The organism is Agathobacter rectalis ATCC 33656, from assembly GCF_000020605.1.
In the GTDB taxonomy this organism is placed as follows: Bacteria; Bacillota; Clostridia; order Lachnospirales; family Lachnospiraceae; genus Roseburia; species Roseburia rectalis.
On record NC_012781.1, the window covers coordinates 888,822 to 905,146 of the forward strand.

The window sequence follows — 16,325 nt, forward strand, 5'->3', positions numbered from 1 at the left end:
TTGCCAAAAAGACTAAAGAACGCAGAGATAAGGCCAAGAGCAAAAAAAGCGTTAATAATCATAAAAAGAAATAAAGCTATAGAAAGAAAGGCGAATATTTAATATATGAAGAATAAATGCAAATTTGTAGGCATTATGTTTTTGTGTATATTGATAGTGTGTACGCTTGCGGTAATGGCATATGAGCACACAGCAGGTATGAAAGGCGCTGCCGGTGGAGCATCAAATGCTTCGGGCAATACAAAAAATACAGACGAAGCTGATGATATGCTTACAGTCGTGACATCCTTCTATCCTATGTACATTGCCACTTTAAACATAGTGGATGGTGTGAAAGGAGTGAGACTCGAAAATCTGAGCGAGCCACAGACCGGTTGTCTGCACGATTTTCAGCTAACACCGGAGGATATGAAGCTTTTATCCACAGCCGATGTTTTTGTAATAAACGGAGGCGGTATAGAGTCGTTTATGTCTGATGTGGCAAAGGCGTATCCGAAGCTTGATGTGGTTGAGGCCTGTGAGGATGTGGCACTTCTTTCTGAGGATGATGCAGACAGTGACCACGACCATGACCACGAAGCAGACGCAGAATCAGATAGCGCGCACGATCATGACCATGGTGATGAGAATGCCCATGCATGGATGAGCGTGCCGCGTTACCGCACCATGGTTCAGACAATCGCATCCCAGCTTGCCGAAAAGGATGCAAAGCATGCTGATGAATATTATGCAAATGCAAAAGCATATGATGCAAAGCTTGCAGTGCTTGAAGAAAAGATAAATAGCATAAAGAGTCTTACCAATGGACAGAATATCATCATATTCCATGAGGCCTATGCGTATGTAGCTGATGATTTTTCCATGAATGCATGCTATCTGTTAGACCTTGACGAGGAGCGCTCAGTCAGCGCAGGTGAGATAAAGCAGGTAATAGGTGCCATAAAGGATGACGGAGTGTCGGTAATACTCGCTGAGGAGCTCTACGGAAAGAGCATGGGAGATACCGTATCGCGTGAGACAGATGTGCATGTGATTTATATCGACCCTCTCAACAGGGGAGAGTACGACAAGGACAGCTATCTTGATGGTATGGAGCACAATATAGAGCTTATCAAAGAGGCAATTACTAAATAAAATTGGAGAAAATATGCGGAAAATAATACAGCCATGTGGCTTTCATTGCATAAAAATAAATAACCTTGGAGTGAGCTTTGGAGAGCAGACAGTGCTTGAGGATGTAAATATGCACATACACTGTGGCTCCTTCAATGTCATAATAGGCCAAAACGGTGCCGGAAAATCTACACTCATAAAGGCGATACTCGGCGAGATACCTCACACCGGTACGATTGAGTTCAAGGATACTAAGGACGGACATATGGCTAAGCTTAAAATCGGCTATGTGCCGCAGTCTGTTAATATCGAGAAAAATACACCGGTCAGCGTGTATGACCTAATAGCAAGCTATCAGTACAATTATCCTGTTTTTCTGCCAAAGAGCAAAAAGATAGAGGCAAAGATAAGGGAGACACTCGAGGTATTTGAGGCTGAGGAGCTCATCGACAAGCAGGTGTGCAACCTCTCGGGAGGACAGCTGCAGAGAGTGCTTCTTTCCATGGCAATCATGGACGAGCCGAATCTGCTGCTGTTGGATGAGCCGGTGTCCGGAATAGACCAAAACGGCATGGAGCTTTTCTATAAGACCATGGATTATTTAAAGACTCACTATGACCTTGCAATCATACTGATATCGCACGATTTGGACTATGTGGCAAAGTACGCAGACCATGTTGTGCTGCTTGATAAGACCGTTGCAAAGCAGGGAACTGTGAAGGAAGTATTCGAGAGCAGGGAATTTGAGAGAATTTTTTACACAGGAGAGGAATCCTGGGTGAGAGAGGAGGAACACAAATGAATATAACCTCCTGGCTTCAATATGATTTTATGAGAAATGCCCTTATCGCTGTGCTCATCATCACACCGCTTTTTGGCATAATGGGAACCATGATTGTAAACAAAAAGATGGCATACTTTTCAGATGCACTCGGACATTCAGCACTTACAGGAATCGCTGTCGGAGTGGTATGCGGCATGGCAGACACCTCGCTTGCCATGGTGATATTTGCGATAGTGTTTGCACTTCTTTTAAATAAGATAGGCAGTCTGAACACTGCATCGACAGATACCATTATATCGGTATTTTCATCGTGCTCTGTGGCGATAGGTCTTGCGATACTGTCAAAGGGCGGCAATTTCAGCAAATACTCAAGTATACTGGTGGGCGATGTGCTAAGCATCACAAAGACTGAGATAGTTTATCTAATTGTGATTTTTGTGGTCACTATAGTGTTCTGGGTGCTTTGCTTCAATAAGCTCAACGCCATATGTATACACAGGAGCGTGGCAAAAAGCAAGGGTATCCATGTGCGTCTTCTGGATAATCTGTTTGCGGTGCTTGTAGCACTCATAGTTATGCTATCCATCAAGTGGATAGGCATACTTATCATAAATGCTCTGCTTATATTACCGGCGGCTTCATCAAGGAATATTTCGGAAAATATGCGTGAGTATCATTTCTTTTCAGTGATATTTTCAGTATTTTCCGGTATAGTCGGCCTCGCAGTGTCATACTACACCAATGTGGCAACAGGTCCGATGATAGTGATTATTGCATCGGTAATATATTTTTCGACATTTATATTTGGCAGAAAGCTGAAAAAATAACGGCTAAAGCTATAAGCAACAGACGCAAAACAGCCGATACACAATATAAGAGAAAGACTGTTTAGCTATATCAGACGCTATACAGGTTGATAATAGTATAGCGGGAAAGGATTCCCGCACGCACATTACCAGGGAGGGATGAGAGATGTTAGATGCTATTTCAAGTGTAGTTTCAGCAGTAGCGGCGCAGAGTGTCACAGCAAAGGACGAGGCGCAGACAAAGAATACTAATACCGCTTCAAAGAAGCAGGATGCAAAGACGGATAAGTCGGATGCAAAGACTGCAGGCTTCAGCGACGAGGCAGCTGTATATGAGAAATCAGACAGCAAGGATGATTCAAAGGATACTGCAAAGAGCACAGTAAACCAGAAGATGAGCAAGGCAGACAGAGATGCACTGGTACAGGCGCTTAAGGATGATGCCAACGCCAGACAGCAGCAGCTTATCGAGATCGTCAGAAAGTCCATGACAGGACAGGCTTCAACCTGGGACAAGTCACAGGGCTTAAAGAGTCTGTTTGAGAATCTGACTGTAGATGCAGATACGATAGCGCAGGCCAAAAAGGACATCGCAGAGGATGGATACTGGGGAGTTGAGAAGACCTCAGACCGTATTCTTGACTTTGCAAAGGCACTGTCGGGAGGCGACAAGGACAAGGCTGATGAGCTTTTGAATGCATTCAAGAAGGGCTTTTCACAGGCAACAGGAGCCTGGGGAGACAAGCTGCCATCAATTTGCCAGGATACTTATGATGCCGTAGTCAAGAAGTTTGATGACTGGAAGAATGGCACAGAGGACACACAGGTACAGGGCTAGAAGCCGGATGTGTATGTAAAAGTGTCGTGATGGAACGAATATTATATAAGAAATCTGATTTATGAATTATGAAAAGGGGGCTGCACGCAGCGTGCAGTCACCTTTTTAGTGCTTGTATAATTTTTTGAGAGGTGTATAATAGAAGAATAGTATATAAGTATCATTATTCATGTGGAGGAAATATCATGAAATTAGACATGTCAAAGTGGAAAGCACTTAGCATCAAAAATCGTTTAAAGAAAGGCTTCAGACTGACTACATTTGTAGCATCGGCATCGGGGGTTATCGCGGGTATTCTTATGATTCTTGTATCAATGAGATATTCCAGCGCACTAACCTTTTACGGATTTTCACAGGGAGATATAGGAAAGGTTATGGTAACCTTCTCAGAGACACGAAGCGCTACACGAGCTCTTATCGGTTATACAGCTTCTGACACATTAAGTAAGATGTCTGATACACATGATTCTAAAAAGGAATCATTTCAAAAATACTGGAAAGAGCTGCAAAGCTCTATAAAGACAGGTGAGGAGCAGGATATGTATGATGATATAAACAGTAAGCTCGATTCATACTGGAGTCTCGATGATGAAATCGGACAGTTAGGTAGGAATGCTACAGATCCTGAGACACAGAAGGAAGCCGAGGAGAGAGCAGTAGCAGAGCTTGCACCTGCATATGATGAGATATATCAGCAGCTTGTTGCCCTTATGGATACAAAGGTAACAGAGGGAGATAATTTAAGCAAGAGATTATCATTAGTATCATATGCCGCATTTGGTATTGTTATTGTTATCATTGTCAGTTCATATTTTATCTCGATGAAAATCGGGGACGAAGTTGCAGTTGGTATTTCTAAACCACTCGATGAGTTAAAACAGAGATTACGTACATTTGCACAGGGTGATCTTGAGGCTCCATTCCCGGCAGTTGATTCACAAGATGAAATTGCTGATATGGTAGGGGTTGCGAAAAACATGGCAGCAGACCTTAAGACTATCATATCTGACTCTGACAAGCTTCTTGGAAAGATGGCAGAAGGAGATTATACAGTTTCATCAGACATGGAAGATAAATATACCGGAGATTTTATTGGACTTCTCATGGCAATGCGTCAGATGAAGACACAGATGAATGATGTTATGTCACATATCAATGAGATATCATCACTTGTTACAGCAGGTTCTAACAACCTTGCTCAGGCAGCACAGGAAATCGCAGAAGGTGCTATGGATCAGTCAGCAGCCATTGAGGAGCTTCAGGCTACATTTGCAGATATCACAGGCGGTGTTGAGAAAACATCTGAGAAGCTCAATGATACATACAGGATTGCACAGGAGTATGCTGAGGAAGCAGATCACAGCCATACAGAGATGCAGGGCATGGTTGATGTTATCGGACGCATCAATGATACATCTAAGCAGATTGAGAATATCATTTCTGAGATTGAGGATATTGCCAGTCAGACAAACCTTCTTTCACTCAATGCAGCTATCGAGGCAGCGCGTGCAGGTGAGGCAGGTAAAGGATTCGCAGTTGTTGCGGGACAAATCAGAAGTCTTTCAGAGCAGAGTGCCAAGGCTGCAGTTGACACACGTCAGCTTATAGAGAGTGCCATTGCGGTATCTAACGAGGGTAATGAAGCTGCAGAGCGCGTAAGTACTTCTATTGAAAAGGTTATTAATGGTATGAAGGAAGTTGCAGATTCTTCTCAAAAACTCAGCGAGATTGCAGAGGAGCAGGCAAAGGCTATGGAGCAGGCAGAGGCCGGTATTAATCAGATATCAGATGTTGTACAGTCCAACTCAGCAAATGCAGAGGAAACATCAGCAACAAGTGAGGAGCTTTCAGCACAGGCGGAGACAATGAACGAGCTGATTAGCAAATTTATATTGGAAAAGAAATAGAAAAATTGTACATACGAGTTTAGAAAAACTTTTTAAAAAAAGCCCCACAAGCATTATTGATATGTGCTGTGAGGCTTTTTGTTGTGGTGCGTTAGAGGGTTACTTTTTAAATCTAGTAAACATGTACTATGTGAACATAGTTTTTTGTGCGATACGTGGAAAATCTGAAAAGTAATGAAAATGAACAATTAAATGAGAATATTTAAATTTGCTCTTTTTGGCAGGGTGTGTTATAATCCTTGTATACAAAAAACAGAGGTAATACAATATGGGTAGTAATAACGATATTTCATTAAAAGCATTAGCCAAGATTAATCTGGGGCTCGATGTTGTGAGGCGCAGAGAGGACGGATATCATGAGGTCCGTATGATTATGCAGACCATTCATCTGTATGACAGGCTTGATATCAAAAGGACAAAGGAGCCGGGCATACAGATACAGACCAATCTGTCTTTTCTCCCTGTAAACGAGAACAATCTCATATACAAGGCTGCAAAGCTTCTGATGGATGAGTTTTCTATAACTGACGGTGTATCAGTGAAGCTGGACAAGCGTATTCCTGTTGCAGCAGGGATGGCGGGGGGCAGTACTGATGCGGCAGCTATGCTTATAGGTGTAAACAGGCTTTTTTCACTGGGACTGACAAAGAGACAGCTTATGGAAAGAGGTGTGCAGATAGGTGCGGATGTACCATACTGTATTATGAGAGGCACGGCGCTGGCCGAGGGCATAGGAGAGGCGCTTAGTCCTCTTCCTCCAATGGTAAAGTGTCCGGTGCTTATTGCAAAGCCGTCCATCTCGGTATCCACAAAATTTGTGTATCAGAATCTGAAGCTTGATGATACGACTATTCATCCGGATATAGACCACCTGATAGATGATATAAAGGCTAAGAATCTGCATGATATCGCAGCGCATATGGGAAATGTCTTAGAGACTGTGACCATACCAAATTATCCGGTGATAGATGAGATAAAGAAGCATATGCTTTCAAATGGCGCGGTAGGAGCCATGATGAGCGGTAGTGGTCCGACGGTTTTTGGTCTGTTTGACGATGAAGATACTGCAAAGAAAGCGTACAAAGCCATGAGAAGCTCACATCTTGCCAGACAGGTGTATCTGACATCTGTATACAATAATCGCAAATAACGTGATATCCGGATAGCACAGCGGGTGCTTTATAGTTACTTTTTTCTTATATGTGAGAATGATAATACAAGAGATAGGAGAAGTTTGATGACTGATAATTTAACTTTAAATATGGATGCATATCTGCCACTGCGTGATGTGGTTTTTAACACACTTCGTGAGGCAATTTTAAAGGGTGAGCTCAAGCCGGGAGAGAGACTTATGGAGCTGCAGCTTGCGTCAAAGCTTGGAGTCAGCCGTACACCTATACGTGAAGCAATCAGAATGCTTGAGCAGGAGGGGCTTGCAGTCACAATGCCGAGAAAGGGCGCAGAGGTTGCCAAGATGACTCTTAAGGATATGGAGGATGTGCTTGAGGTGAGAGAGGCTCTCGATGAGCTTGCAGCCAAAATAGCCTGTAAGAAAATCAGTGATGAGCAGCTTGCGAATCTAAAAACCATAAAGGACGAGTTCAAGAGGAGCATGGATTCAGGAGATGTGAAAAAGATAGCTGAGGAGGATGTGAAGTTTCACGATGCTATCTATGAGGCAACCAGCAATGCGAAGCTTGTATCTATGATGAACAATATCCGCGAGCAGATGTACCGCTACAGAGTGGAGTATTTGAAGGACCCAAAGAATTATCCGATGCTTGTGAAGGAGCATGACGCCATCTACAGGGCGCTTGAGGCAAGAAATATGGAGCTTGTGACTACAGAAATGCATACGCATGTGGCCAATCAGGCGGTTGCTGTGAAGGCTGTGATACAAAAGCAGGATGAAGAGAAGAAATAAAACAGAAATATAACAAGATTATAGCAGACAAAGATAATAAAATACAAAATAATATAACAAAACCAGGGGCTGCCGGTTGCACTGACGTGTGAACGGCGGCCTTTTTTTAGTGGCTTAGTTAGTGGCTTAGATAATAGAAAAAAATAAGTAATCAGGGATATTTGCGGGCTTGTATGGTCATACTATATCAGGGATTTTAAATCTTACGGGATTTATTGGGTATATAGGAGAGTTAAAGATGACCACAAACATAGATGAGAACATAAAAAGCTTCAGGCAGATATATTCTGACTGCTCAGATATCAAGATACAGGAGATGTATCTGGGGCGTGATGCTTCCATAAAGTGTTTTGTTGCATATATTGAGGTGACATGTGCAGGCTCCGGTATCAATAACAGTGCGTTTGGACGATTTACATCATACCTTGAAGGGATAGACCGGGATCAGGTTAAGGAAGTACTTGACAAAAATCAGGCAGCTCTATCCGAATTTGCGCATCTTCATACGGTTAGAGAGGCAGCCCAGATGATGCTGACAGGAGACGTGATATTTTTTGTGGATGGCTATCCGGATGCCTTCAAGCTTCCCGACAAGGGATATCCCGCCATGTCAATTCAGGAGATTGATTCGGAAAAGGTCATAAGAGGCTCAAATGAGGGCTTTGCTGATTCCATAAAGATAAATACTGCACTTATCAGGCGCAGGTTAAGGAGCACTCGCTTAAAGTGTAAAGAGGTGAAAAAGGGGCTTCGCGGACACAGCAATGTGGACATATTGTATGTGAGAGACCTCGTAAAACCGGGACTTGTAGAGGATGTGGAAAGGAATCTGGACAGCTATGTGATAGACCATGTGGGAGATTCGGGAGTCATTGAACAATTTGCCGAGGTGAAATGGTATTCACCGTTTCCACAGCTTCAGACCACAAAGCGGCCGGATGTGGCGGTAAATGCGCTCCTAGAAGGGCGGGTGGTGGTGCTGTGCGATAATTCACCGATAGCGATAATACTGCCAACCACCATGAACAATTTTTTAAAAACCGCAGATGATTACTATAACAGAACGATAGCGGCAAGCTTTGCCAGGCTGATAAGGTACGTGGCTGCCTTTATGTCATTTACATTGCCGGGGCTTTATCTGGCGGTCACAAATTTTCATACACAGATACTGCCGACACCACTCATACTGGCATTTTATGAAGCCAGACTCGGCTGCCCGTTTCCGCAGCTCATAGAGGTGCTCATGATGGAGCTGTCCTTTGAGCTGCTTCGCGAAGCCGGCATAAGACTTCCCGGAGCAATGGGAAACACGATAGGCATAGTCGGAGGCCTCATAATCGGACAGGCAGCAGTGGATGCAAATTTAGTAAGCCCTATAGTGGTCATTCTTGTTGCATTCACCGCACTCTGTTCGTTTGCCATACCGAGCGAGGAGTTTGCATTTTCATTTAGGATACTCAAATTCGCTGTAATAATGATGTCGGCATGGCTTGGATATTTTGGATTTTTAATAAGTCTGATGGTGATACTTTTGCATCTCGCAAAGCTCAAAAGCTGTGGTTACCCATACATGATGCCATTCGTGGGCAGCGAGCTGACAGGCGGCGAGGATGAAAAGGACAGTATCATACGATTTCCGCTTCGCAGACTATGGAGGCGGCCTGTATTTGCAAGGGAAAATGAGTGCAGAAAGCTGAAAGGAAATAAGGATGACTAAAAATATGAGCACAAGCTACACATTTGCACAAAACGAAAGCATATCGCCCCGCCAGCTATACAGGCTATACGTCTTTAATCTGCTTGGAGTCGGCACACTGGTGCTTCCAAACAATCTGGCGAAGCTTGGAAAGTATGCTTTTATCTCAATCGCACTCGGAGTATTCATGGCATGGCTATTTATGTGGATAGTAAGCGAGGTACGTGAACGTAGGAAAACAATATATGACAGAAGCATTGATAAAACAAAATATGCGAAAATGTTAATTTATGATTTAATTATTGCAATATACGAGCTGTCACAGGCCGCATTTCTTGCATGGATATTTGTAAAGCTGATACGTGACAGCCTTATACCGGATGAATCATTTACAGTTGTACTCCTTGTGATAATGGCGGTATGCGCTTATGCGCTAAGTGGCGGAGTGGAGTGCCGTGCCAGGGTATACGAGGTAGTATTTTTCTTTGTGCTGATACCGCTTGCCGCTATGCTTTTGTTTGCGCTATCGGATATGAGATTAGACTATCTGATGATTAAGGACAGAGTCGGTGTGGACTTTGGCATAGCGGATATATTTGCGGGCGCATACTATGTGTTTGCAGCATCCATTTCCGTGTTCAATATACTGTTTGTAAGGGAACGCACTGCCTCACAGATACGAGGGAGTGTGAGTAAAGCAATATTCACATATGCAGGCATTCTTTTTTTATTGTATGCAGTATTGCTTGGAAACTTCGGAAAATATTCACTGTCGGAAATAGAGTTTCCGGCTGTCGTACTGATGAGTGATGTGCAGATAAAAGGCAGCTTCTTCAAGAGGGCAGATGCACTGATGCTGTCGGTGTGGTTTTTCACGTTGTTTTCAGTACTCAATATGAGCCTTTATTATGCGGTTTTAAGATGTGAGAATTTTGCTGAAAATACGAGAGAAATTATATTTACATTTAATAAAAACCGGCATTCCTGTAGCAATAAGCAATTTGGCTCTGACAGACAGAAAAGTCATGACAAGGAAAAGAGCACTATGAGAAGCTGGTGCATCATTTTTGTCATAGCAGTCACAGTGACCTTAGCATATATTCTTGAAAGTGGAGATGAAATCGTGAAAAAATATCTTGGATTTTTAATGTGCATAGCGATACCGGTCATAGTAGTGCTGACGATAGGTCTCATGCTTACCGGCTGTAGTGCAGTGGAGCTTGAGGAGCGTTGCTTTCCGACACTTGCTGCGGTGGATGTTGTAGCTGTAGATACTGACGAAATAACCGATAAAGAAGTAACAGGTAAAGATGTAACTGATTACAAAGAATATGTTAGCCACAGAGATGATTTGGCAAATGAAAGTAGCGGATATATAGAGTTTTATTATAACATGGACAAATCCTATGAGCCCGAATATGCAGATGATATCAAAACAGCCGTGGACAGCTTCGAGGAGCGGCTGTCACAAAAAGCCGATACCAATCATCTGAAGGTGATATTAATAGGAAAAACACTTAGAAAAGATAAAGCAGCTTATTCAGACTTCATGGAATATTGCAAGACATCAAAAAAATTTCCGAGAAACACATATGTGTGCATAGCAGATGATATAAATGATATCTTTGATAACATGGGTGATTATTATGAGCAGAAAATAAATAAGGAGAATCATGAGGATGGTGAACCGATAATTACACTTGGCACATTGCTGGATGACTATACGAATGAAATTCATGGAGCATGGTAAAAATTTCAAAAAGGATGAATAATCTTTTCAAATAAGGCAATACTTGTTTACATGAGAAAGAAAATAATAATAACAACCATAGCAATAATATCCCTTACGGCAGCGATAGCTGCAAAAAATCATACACCTGCCGCAAACACCAATAGTATAGCGTGTACAGCCGACATGCAAAAATCCATCGCCGGCAAAATCCTGCGTTTCCACGTGCTGGCAAACAGCGACAGCGAAGCAGACCAGAATGTGAAAAAGCAGGTGCGCGATGCAGTAGGGGCTTACATAGAGCCATATCTGCTGGAGTGCGAGAATATCGAAGAAACCAGAGCCACCGTAAATGACCATATGGACGAAATAATAGCGGTATCAAAGGAGACGCTTGCAGCAAACGGTTTTACATATGGCGCATCGGCAGAGCTTACACACACCGATTTCCCGGAAAAGACGTATGGGGACTATACATTTCCTGAGGGAAATTACGAGGCGCTTGAAATAACACTGGGCGATGGAGCCGGTCATAACTGGTGGTGCGTGCTGTATCCAAACATGTGCTTTAGGGGCAGTGTGTACGAGGTGGTGGAGGACGAAGCAAAGGAAAATCTTAAGGAGGTACTCACTCCGGACGAGTATGAGAGCATATTTGACAGTGGAAAATATGAAATAAAACTAAAAATCCTTGATATTTTCAGATAAAACAGTTAGTATATTCATGCTGAAAAAATATATTAAAAGAAAATATGTGATGAGAAATTATTAAAGCGTGAATTAATTTAGATATGCAAGAGGATAAGGAGAAAGAAATGACAAAGGATGTAGTAGTATCATTAAAGGGCCTGCAGCTCGCACCGGATCAGCAGTCGGATGCTGTAGAGGTGATTGCCCCGGGAGAGTATTATATAAGAAATAACAAACACTATGTGCTTTTTGAGGAGATAATGGAGGGTGAGACCCAGACACTCAAAAATATGCTTAAATTCAATGACAATTATCTTGAGTTCACCCGCAAGGGACCTATGAGTGTACATATGATATTTGAGAAGGGAAAGAAAAACCTGACATATTATTATACACCGTTTGGAAGTATCCAGATAGGTATTGATGCCACAAGCATAGAGGTAAAGGAGACTGAGGACGAGATAAGGGCAGAGGTAAAGTATGCACTTGATGTCAACTATGAATTTGTAGGCGACTGTCACATCAATATAGCTGTGAAGAAAAAAGGCGCAGCAGTCAAAATTGCATAAAAGTCTGCCAAGTCTATGGGGTAAAAAATATATAAAGCATATAAAAAACAGAGCATGTGAGGATGAAAGCCATCCCACATGCTCTGTTTATGTACATGAAAATTAAATCATGATATTATTTCTGCTTAGCCTTTTTGGCAGCCTCTTTAGCAGCTTTTCTTTCAGCCTTTGCAGCCTCCTCAGCCTTGAGCTGTTCGTTGGCCTTGCTGTAGTTTTCTGCCATTCTTGCACGGAAGCCTTTCTTCTTCTTAGGCTTCTCAAGAGGTCCTCTGATACCGCGGACAGCTGTGATGTAGATACCGCTGACAGAAGCCTTAACCTCTTTCTTTAAAGGAATCTCATCAAAGATCTGCTCGTCTGCGATAAGAGACATGACTCTTGGTCCGACCTTGGCCTTGACTACAGGAAGCTTTGAGCGGCGCATAAGCTTTGGTGTCTGCTCAATAATCTGCTGTGGGAGACCGGCATCCTTTAGCTTCATACGCTTTTTGTCAATGATTAGCATATTGACTGTCTGTGATGCAGCAGCTATCTGTTCGTCCTGCTCTTCCTTTCTTTTTTGTGCTTTTTTACCGAGGATTGTTAATACTATAAATGCTACCACAAGCACTACTGCGATAACAATAAGTACGATTAATGCTGGATTCAAAACGTATCCCTCCTAAAAATTTGCTTATTTAAATTAATTCTATCAAATATGCTAAAAAAAATCAATCTTTATTGCAAGAATAGGTAAAACCGTAGTATAATAGAACTATATTTTGGAAAAGTCTTTAGAAGACGCAAAGGGGTATTTATTAATGAAGAAAATTGCTCTTTTGGCTGATGGCTGGAGAAGATATGTAATATATTCGTGGGTTGAGGGTATCATGGGAGGCTCTAAAGAGCTGGGACTGGATGTGTGCCTGTATTTTTACAACACCAACGGAACCTGGAGTCAGGATTCAAAGTTTAACAAAGGCGAGTATGCGCTGAACGATTTGCCTGATTTAAACAGTTTCGACGGAGTGGTATTTGACTGCACCAATACGACCAACCTGGATGAGATACAGTATATGGTCAGAAAGCTTCAGTCGGTAAATGTGCCGGTAGTGAGTATCGGGTATAAGGTTGATGGGTTTTACTATGTAGGCAACGATAATAAGAGGCTGTTTCGCAAGGTAATGGATCATATGTACTATGCGCATGGCTGCAAAAGCTTTGTGTTTGCAGGTGGTCCGCCGTATCATTATGAGAACAGAATGCGTTTTGAGGCCTTCAAGGAGGCTTTAAGTGATTATGGCATACCACTTACAGCTGATATGTACATGTTTGGTGATTTTGATTATCAGACAGGTGTCAGGTATATGAGTGATTGGCACGAGAGCAAAAAGCCGTTACCGGATGTTTTTTTATGTGCAAATGACAATATAGCAGCAGGACTGTGTGCGACAGCAGAGGTTCTTGGATACAAGGTACCACAGGATTTTAAGGTCACAGGCTTTGACAATCTGGATAAGGCTGCGTATTTTAACCCACAGATTACAACAGTGGATAACAACAGGGGCAATATAGGCAGAAATGCTCTTGAGATATTTAAGGCGCTTTGGAATGGCACGGGCGATGCTTCTGATAAATACCTTGATTCTGAGTTTATCCCGGCTGAGAGCTGCGGATGCCCTAATACCGGCAGAGTGGATTATCGTAATTACATAAAGAATATTATCAAAGGCTCCGTTGCAAGAGAGCAGGAGGAGGATGCAGTAATGATCCTCCAGAAAGAGCTCGAGGAGTGCAATGAATACTATGATTTGTTTGAGAGATACTCTGACTATATACAGAGCATGAAGTGTGACGGAGTGTATGTGGTCGGTGTTTCTGATCTGGCAGCTGCAAGGAACAATGCACACTTTAGGAAGCATGGCTATGATATTGACGACGAGGTTGTACTCTATGCGGATGACAAGGACAATGGAAAGCTTGAGTTTAAGAGTGTAAATGACCTTATGCAGTACATGCAGAGTGTAGATAAAAACACCTGCTATATGTATTGCTCGCTGCATTTCAGGGACGAGATAGTGGGCTATGTAATACTCAGGAATCCTGAGTTTTTGTACGACCATCCTGAGCAGTTTGATATACAGTCTGCCCTGCTCAAGAGGCTTGAGAATCTTTTTAAGCAAAAGGTACTTGAGAATACAAATAATGAGCTTAAGAATCTCTACAACCATGATGCGCTCACAGGCCTATACAATCGTGTGGCATGCAATGAGATGGTCATTCCTATGTTTGCTGAGCTTGAAGCTCAAAATGTCGGCTGCACCATAGTATTTCTCGATGTGGATGATTTCAAGGATATAAATGATACCTACGGACACCAGTACGGTGACGAGCTTTTAAAGACTGTGGCGAGGGTGCTTGATGAGCAAAAGCCTGAGGGAAGTATGGTATATAGATTCGGTGGAGATGAATTTATCGTGTTTATCCCTGGGGACAGACATGACACTGCTGAGAAGTATATAAAGCGCGTGTATGATATCATGGAGCAGCACAGCCTGTTTATCAGTCACGGCATCATATATACGAAGCCGGGCAGTGGTAAGAGCTTTGACGATTATCTAGTAAGTGCTGACACAAAGATGTATCAGCTTAAGCAGCAGCGCAAGCAGAAAAAGGATAGCAATTTCTTAAAGGGAGTGGATATTTCATCCGTTCCTATGATGGTTGACAATAATATACAAATAATGGACAGGGAAGGTCATGTGTGCAGGGTATTTGATTTTTTAAAGCTGAATAATGTAAATTCAGTCCGTCTGCGCATATGGAATGAGCCTGATAAGGTGCCGGAGTCTAAGGGGTATTGCAGTCTTACATATGTTCTCGAGATGGCTCATGTCATTAAAAAATACAAAATGCATTTTCTGCTTGATTTTCATTATTCAGATTACTGGGCAGATCCGGGACAGCAGAATAAGCCTGATGCGTGGAAGAATTTAAGCTTTGATGAGCTGAAGGAGGCAGTGCACAAGTACACATATGATGTGCTATACAGATTAAAAATCATGGATTGTGCGCCGGATATGGTTCAGATTGGCAATGAAATAAGGAGTGGTATGCTGTTTCCGGATGGTGCAGTGCCACAGTACAGGCAGCTGGCTGCGCTTGTAAATGAGGGAATCAGAGCTGTCAGGGAGCTGCTCCCGGAGACAAAGGTCATGATTCATCTGGATCAGGGAGGCAGATATAACTGTATTATGCCTTGGTTTGATTCTATGTTTAATGCGGGCATGCTGCCGATTGACGCGATTGGCCTTTCCTTTTATTCGTTCTGGCATGGTACCTTCATGGATTTGAAGGATACTATGAGCAGGCTCATAAAATTATATAATCTGCCGGTTTATATTGTGGAGACAGCTCATCCGTGGAGGCATTGCAAGGGAGATCATATCTCGAAGGAACTTATGGAGACTGCAGGCCTTGATGCAGGCAGCGCAGAGCAGAAGAAGTCTCTTGAAATAATCATGCAGATAGCAGCAGAGGTGTCAAAGGATACCGGAAAGACAGGTGTATACTACTGGGAGCCTGTCGGTGTGCCTGGTAAAGGCATGGGAACCTGGTTTGAGAATATGGGTATGTTTGACGAGCATGGCAGGGCTTTGCCGGGCTGGGATGCAATCAGGGACTTTGATCCGAAAAATCCGCCGATTAAAGAGCTTGACAAGTATATTGAATCACTTTATGAGTATGAAGAAACACCGGAGGTGGAGGATTTCATGAAGCTTCTTATGATTCATGGAAATCTAATCTCAAATCCTGAATTCAAGGATGGATTTAATAATTGGCAGATTGAGACAAGCCTCGAAGAAGGACAGTATACACTGGGTAAGGATGGAGTGTTTATCTCTTCAGATGCCAATTTTGACTATTCGATAAGCCAGACGGTGGATATTGAATATACCGGTGAGTATATAGCAGCGGTTGACTATAGAGGAACCAATACAACAGGTGTCGAGGTCGAGCTGTTTATGGATGTGGAGGATGAAAGCGGCGTTCATACATATACAAGCGACATTTTCCCCGATGATATCAGGTTTGTGACACATCTGCTTAAGCCGGTAAGGCTGCAAAAGAATGCCAGGGTGACAGTAGGGCTTAGAATGCATACTCCTCCGGTGTTTGCAAAGATAAAGAAAATTTCACTCGTTGTAATTTAACCTGATATGTGATATTGTAGACAGGTATAGTGTTTTGCGGATGCGTTTTTGCCGTGGCAGGGCATTGTACTTATAA

At 42.7% G+C, this 16,325-nt stretch carries 13 protein-coding genes; 12 read left to right on the forward strand and 1 reads right to left on the reverse strand.

All coding sequences use genetic code 11. The annotated features are described in order from the left end of the window. Positions 1 to 105 precede the first annotated feature (105 nt). From EUBREC_RS04425 to EUBREC_RS04475, 11 genes are all read left to right on the forward strand, one after another. Positions 106 to 1,134, forward strand: coding sequence for a metal ABC transporter substrate-binding protein (locus EUBREC_RS04425; RefSeq protein WP_012741856.1), 1,029 nt, complete (start codon positions 106 to 108; stop codon positions 1,132 to 1,134). Positions 1,135 to 1,147: 13 nt separating this feature from the next. Next, positions 1,148 to 1,915 (forward strand): metal ABC transporter ATP-binding protein, encoded by a 768-nt coding sequence (locus EUBREC_RS04430; protein WP_012741857.1) that lies wholly within the window; start codon positions 1,148 to 1,150, stop codon positions 1,913 to 1,915. Continuing rightward, positions 1,912 to 2,724 (forward strand): metal ABC transporter permease, encoded by an 813-nt coding sequence (locus tag EUBREC_RS04435; protein ID WP_012741858.1) that lies wholly within the window; start codon positions 1,912 to 1,914, stop codon positions 2,722 to 2,724. Before EUBREC_RS04430 ends, EUBREC_RS04435 begins: the two co-directional genes overlap by 4 nt. 145 nt (positions 2,725 to 2,869) lie before the next feature. Next, positions 2,870 to 3,541: a hypothetical protein gene (locus tag EUBREC_RS04440; RefSeq protein ID WP_012741859.1), complete on the forward strand. Its 672-nt coding sequence runs from the start codon at positions 2,870 to 2,872 to the stop codon at positions 3,539 to 3,541. A 185-nt stretch (positions 3,542 to 3,726) separates the two neighbouring features. Continuing rightward, entirely contained in the window at positions 3,727 to 5,448 is a 1,722-nt protein-coding gene (locus tag EUBREC_RS04445; protein WP_012741860.1) for a methyl-accepting chemotaxis protein, read from the forward strand. 268 nt (positions 5,449 to 5,716) lie between these two features. Next, a complete protein-coding gene (gene ispE, locus EUBREC_RS04450) occupies positions 5,717 to 6,598 on the forward strand; it encodes a 4-(cytidine 5'-diphospho)-2-C-methyl-D-erythritol kinase (RefSeq protein WP_012741862.1) in 882 nt (293 codons plus the stop codon). An 87-nt stretch (positions 6,599 to 6,685) separates the two neighbouring features. Next, positions 6,686 to 7,372 carry a GntR family transcriptional regulator gene (locus tag EUBREC_RS04455; RefSeq protein WP_012741863.1) on the forward strand — a complete coding sequence of 229 codons (687 nt, stop codon included), beginning with the start codon at positions 6,686 to 6,688 and terminating at the stop codon, positions 7,370 to 7,372. Positions 7,373 to 7,610: 238 nt separating this feature from the next. Further along, positions 7,611 to 9,089 carry a spore germination protein gene (locus EUBREC_RS04460; RefSeq protein WP_041253926.1) on the forward strand — a complete coding sequence of 493 codons (1,479 nt, stop codon included), beginning with the start codon at positions 7,611 to 7,613 and terminating at the stop codon, positions 9,087 to 9,089. Then, the gene (locus tag EUBREC_RS04465) at positions 9,082 to 10,818 is read left to right on the forward strand and encodes a GerAB/ArcD/ProY family transporter (protein WP_012741865.1); all 1,737 of its coding nucleotides are present in this window, start codon (positions 9,082 to 9,084) and stop codon (positions 10,816 to 10,818) included. Before EUBREC_RS04460 ends, EUBREC_RS04465 begins: the two co-directional genes overlap by 8 nt. A 51-nt stretch (positions 10,819 to 10,869) precedes the next feature. Next, positions 10,870 to 11,505, forward strand: a complete 636-nt coding sequence (gene spoIIR, locus EUBREC_RS04470) for a stage II sporulation protein R (protein ID WP_012741866.1) — start codon at positions 10,870 to 10,872, stop codon at positions 11,503 to 11,505. 107 nt (positions 11,506 to 11,612) lie between these two features. Then, positions 11,613 to 12,056 carry a YwiB family protein gene (locus EUBREC_RS04475; protein ID WP_015516871.1) on the forward strand — a complete coding sequence of 148 codons (444 nt, stop codon included), beginning with the start codon at positions 11,613 to 11,615 and terminating at the stop codon, positions 12,054 to 12,056. 115 nt (positions 12,057 to 12,171) lie between these two features. On the opposite strand, the gene EUBREC_RS04480 is transcribed toward EUBREC_RS04475, so the two are convergent. Continuing rightward, a complete protein-coding gene (locus tag EUBREC_RS04480) occupies positions 12,172 to 12,705 on the reverse strand; it encodes a hypothetical protein (RefSeq protein ID WP_012741868.1) in 534 nt (177 codons plus the stop codon). Positions 12,706 to 12,856: 151 nt separating this feature from the next. Here EUBREC_RS04480 and EUBREC_RS04485 point away from each other — a divergent pair, with 151 nt between their 5' ends. Then, the gene (locus tag EUBREC_RS04485) at positions 12,857 to 16,249 is read left to right on the forward strand and encodes a glycosyl hydrolase 53 family protein (RefSeq protein WP_012741869.1); all 3,393 of its coding nucleotides are present in this window, start codon (positions 12,857 to 12,859) and stop codon (positions 16,247 to 16,249) included. Positions 16,250 to 16,325 lie beyond the last annotated feature (76 nt).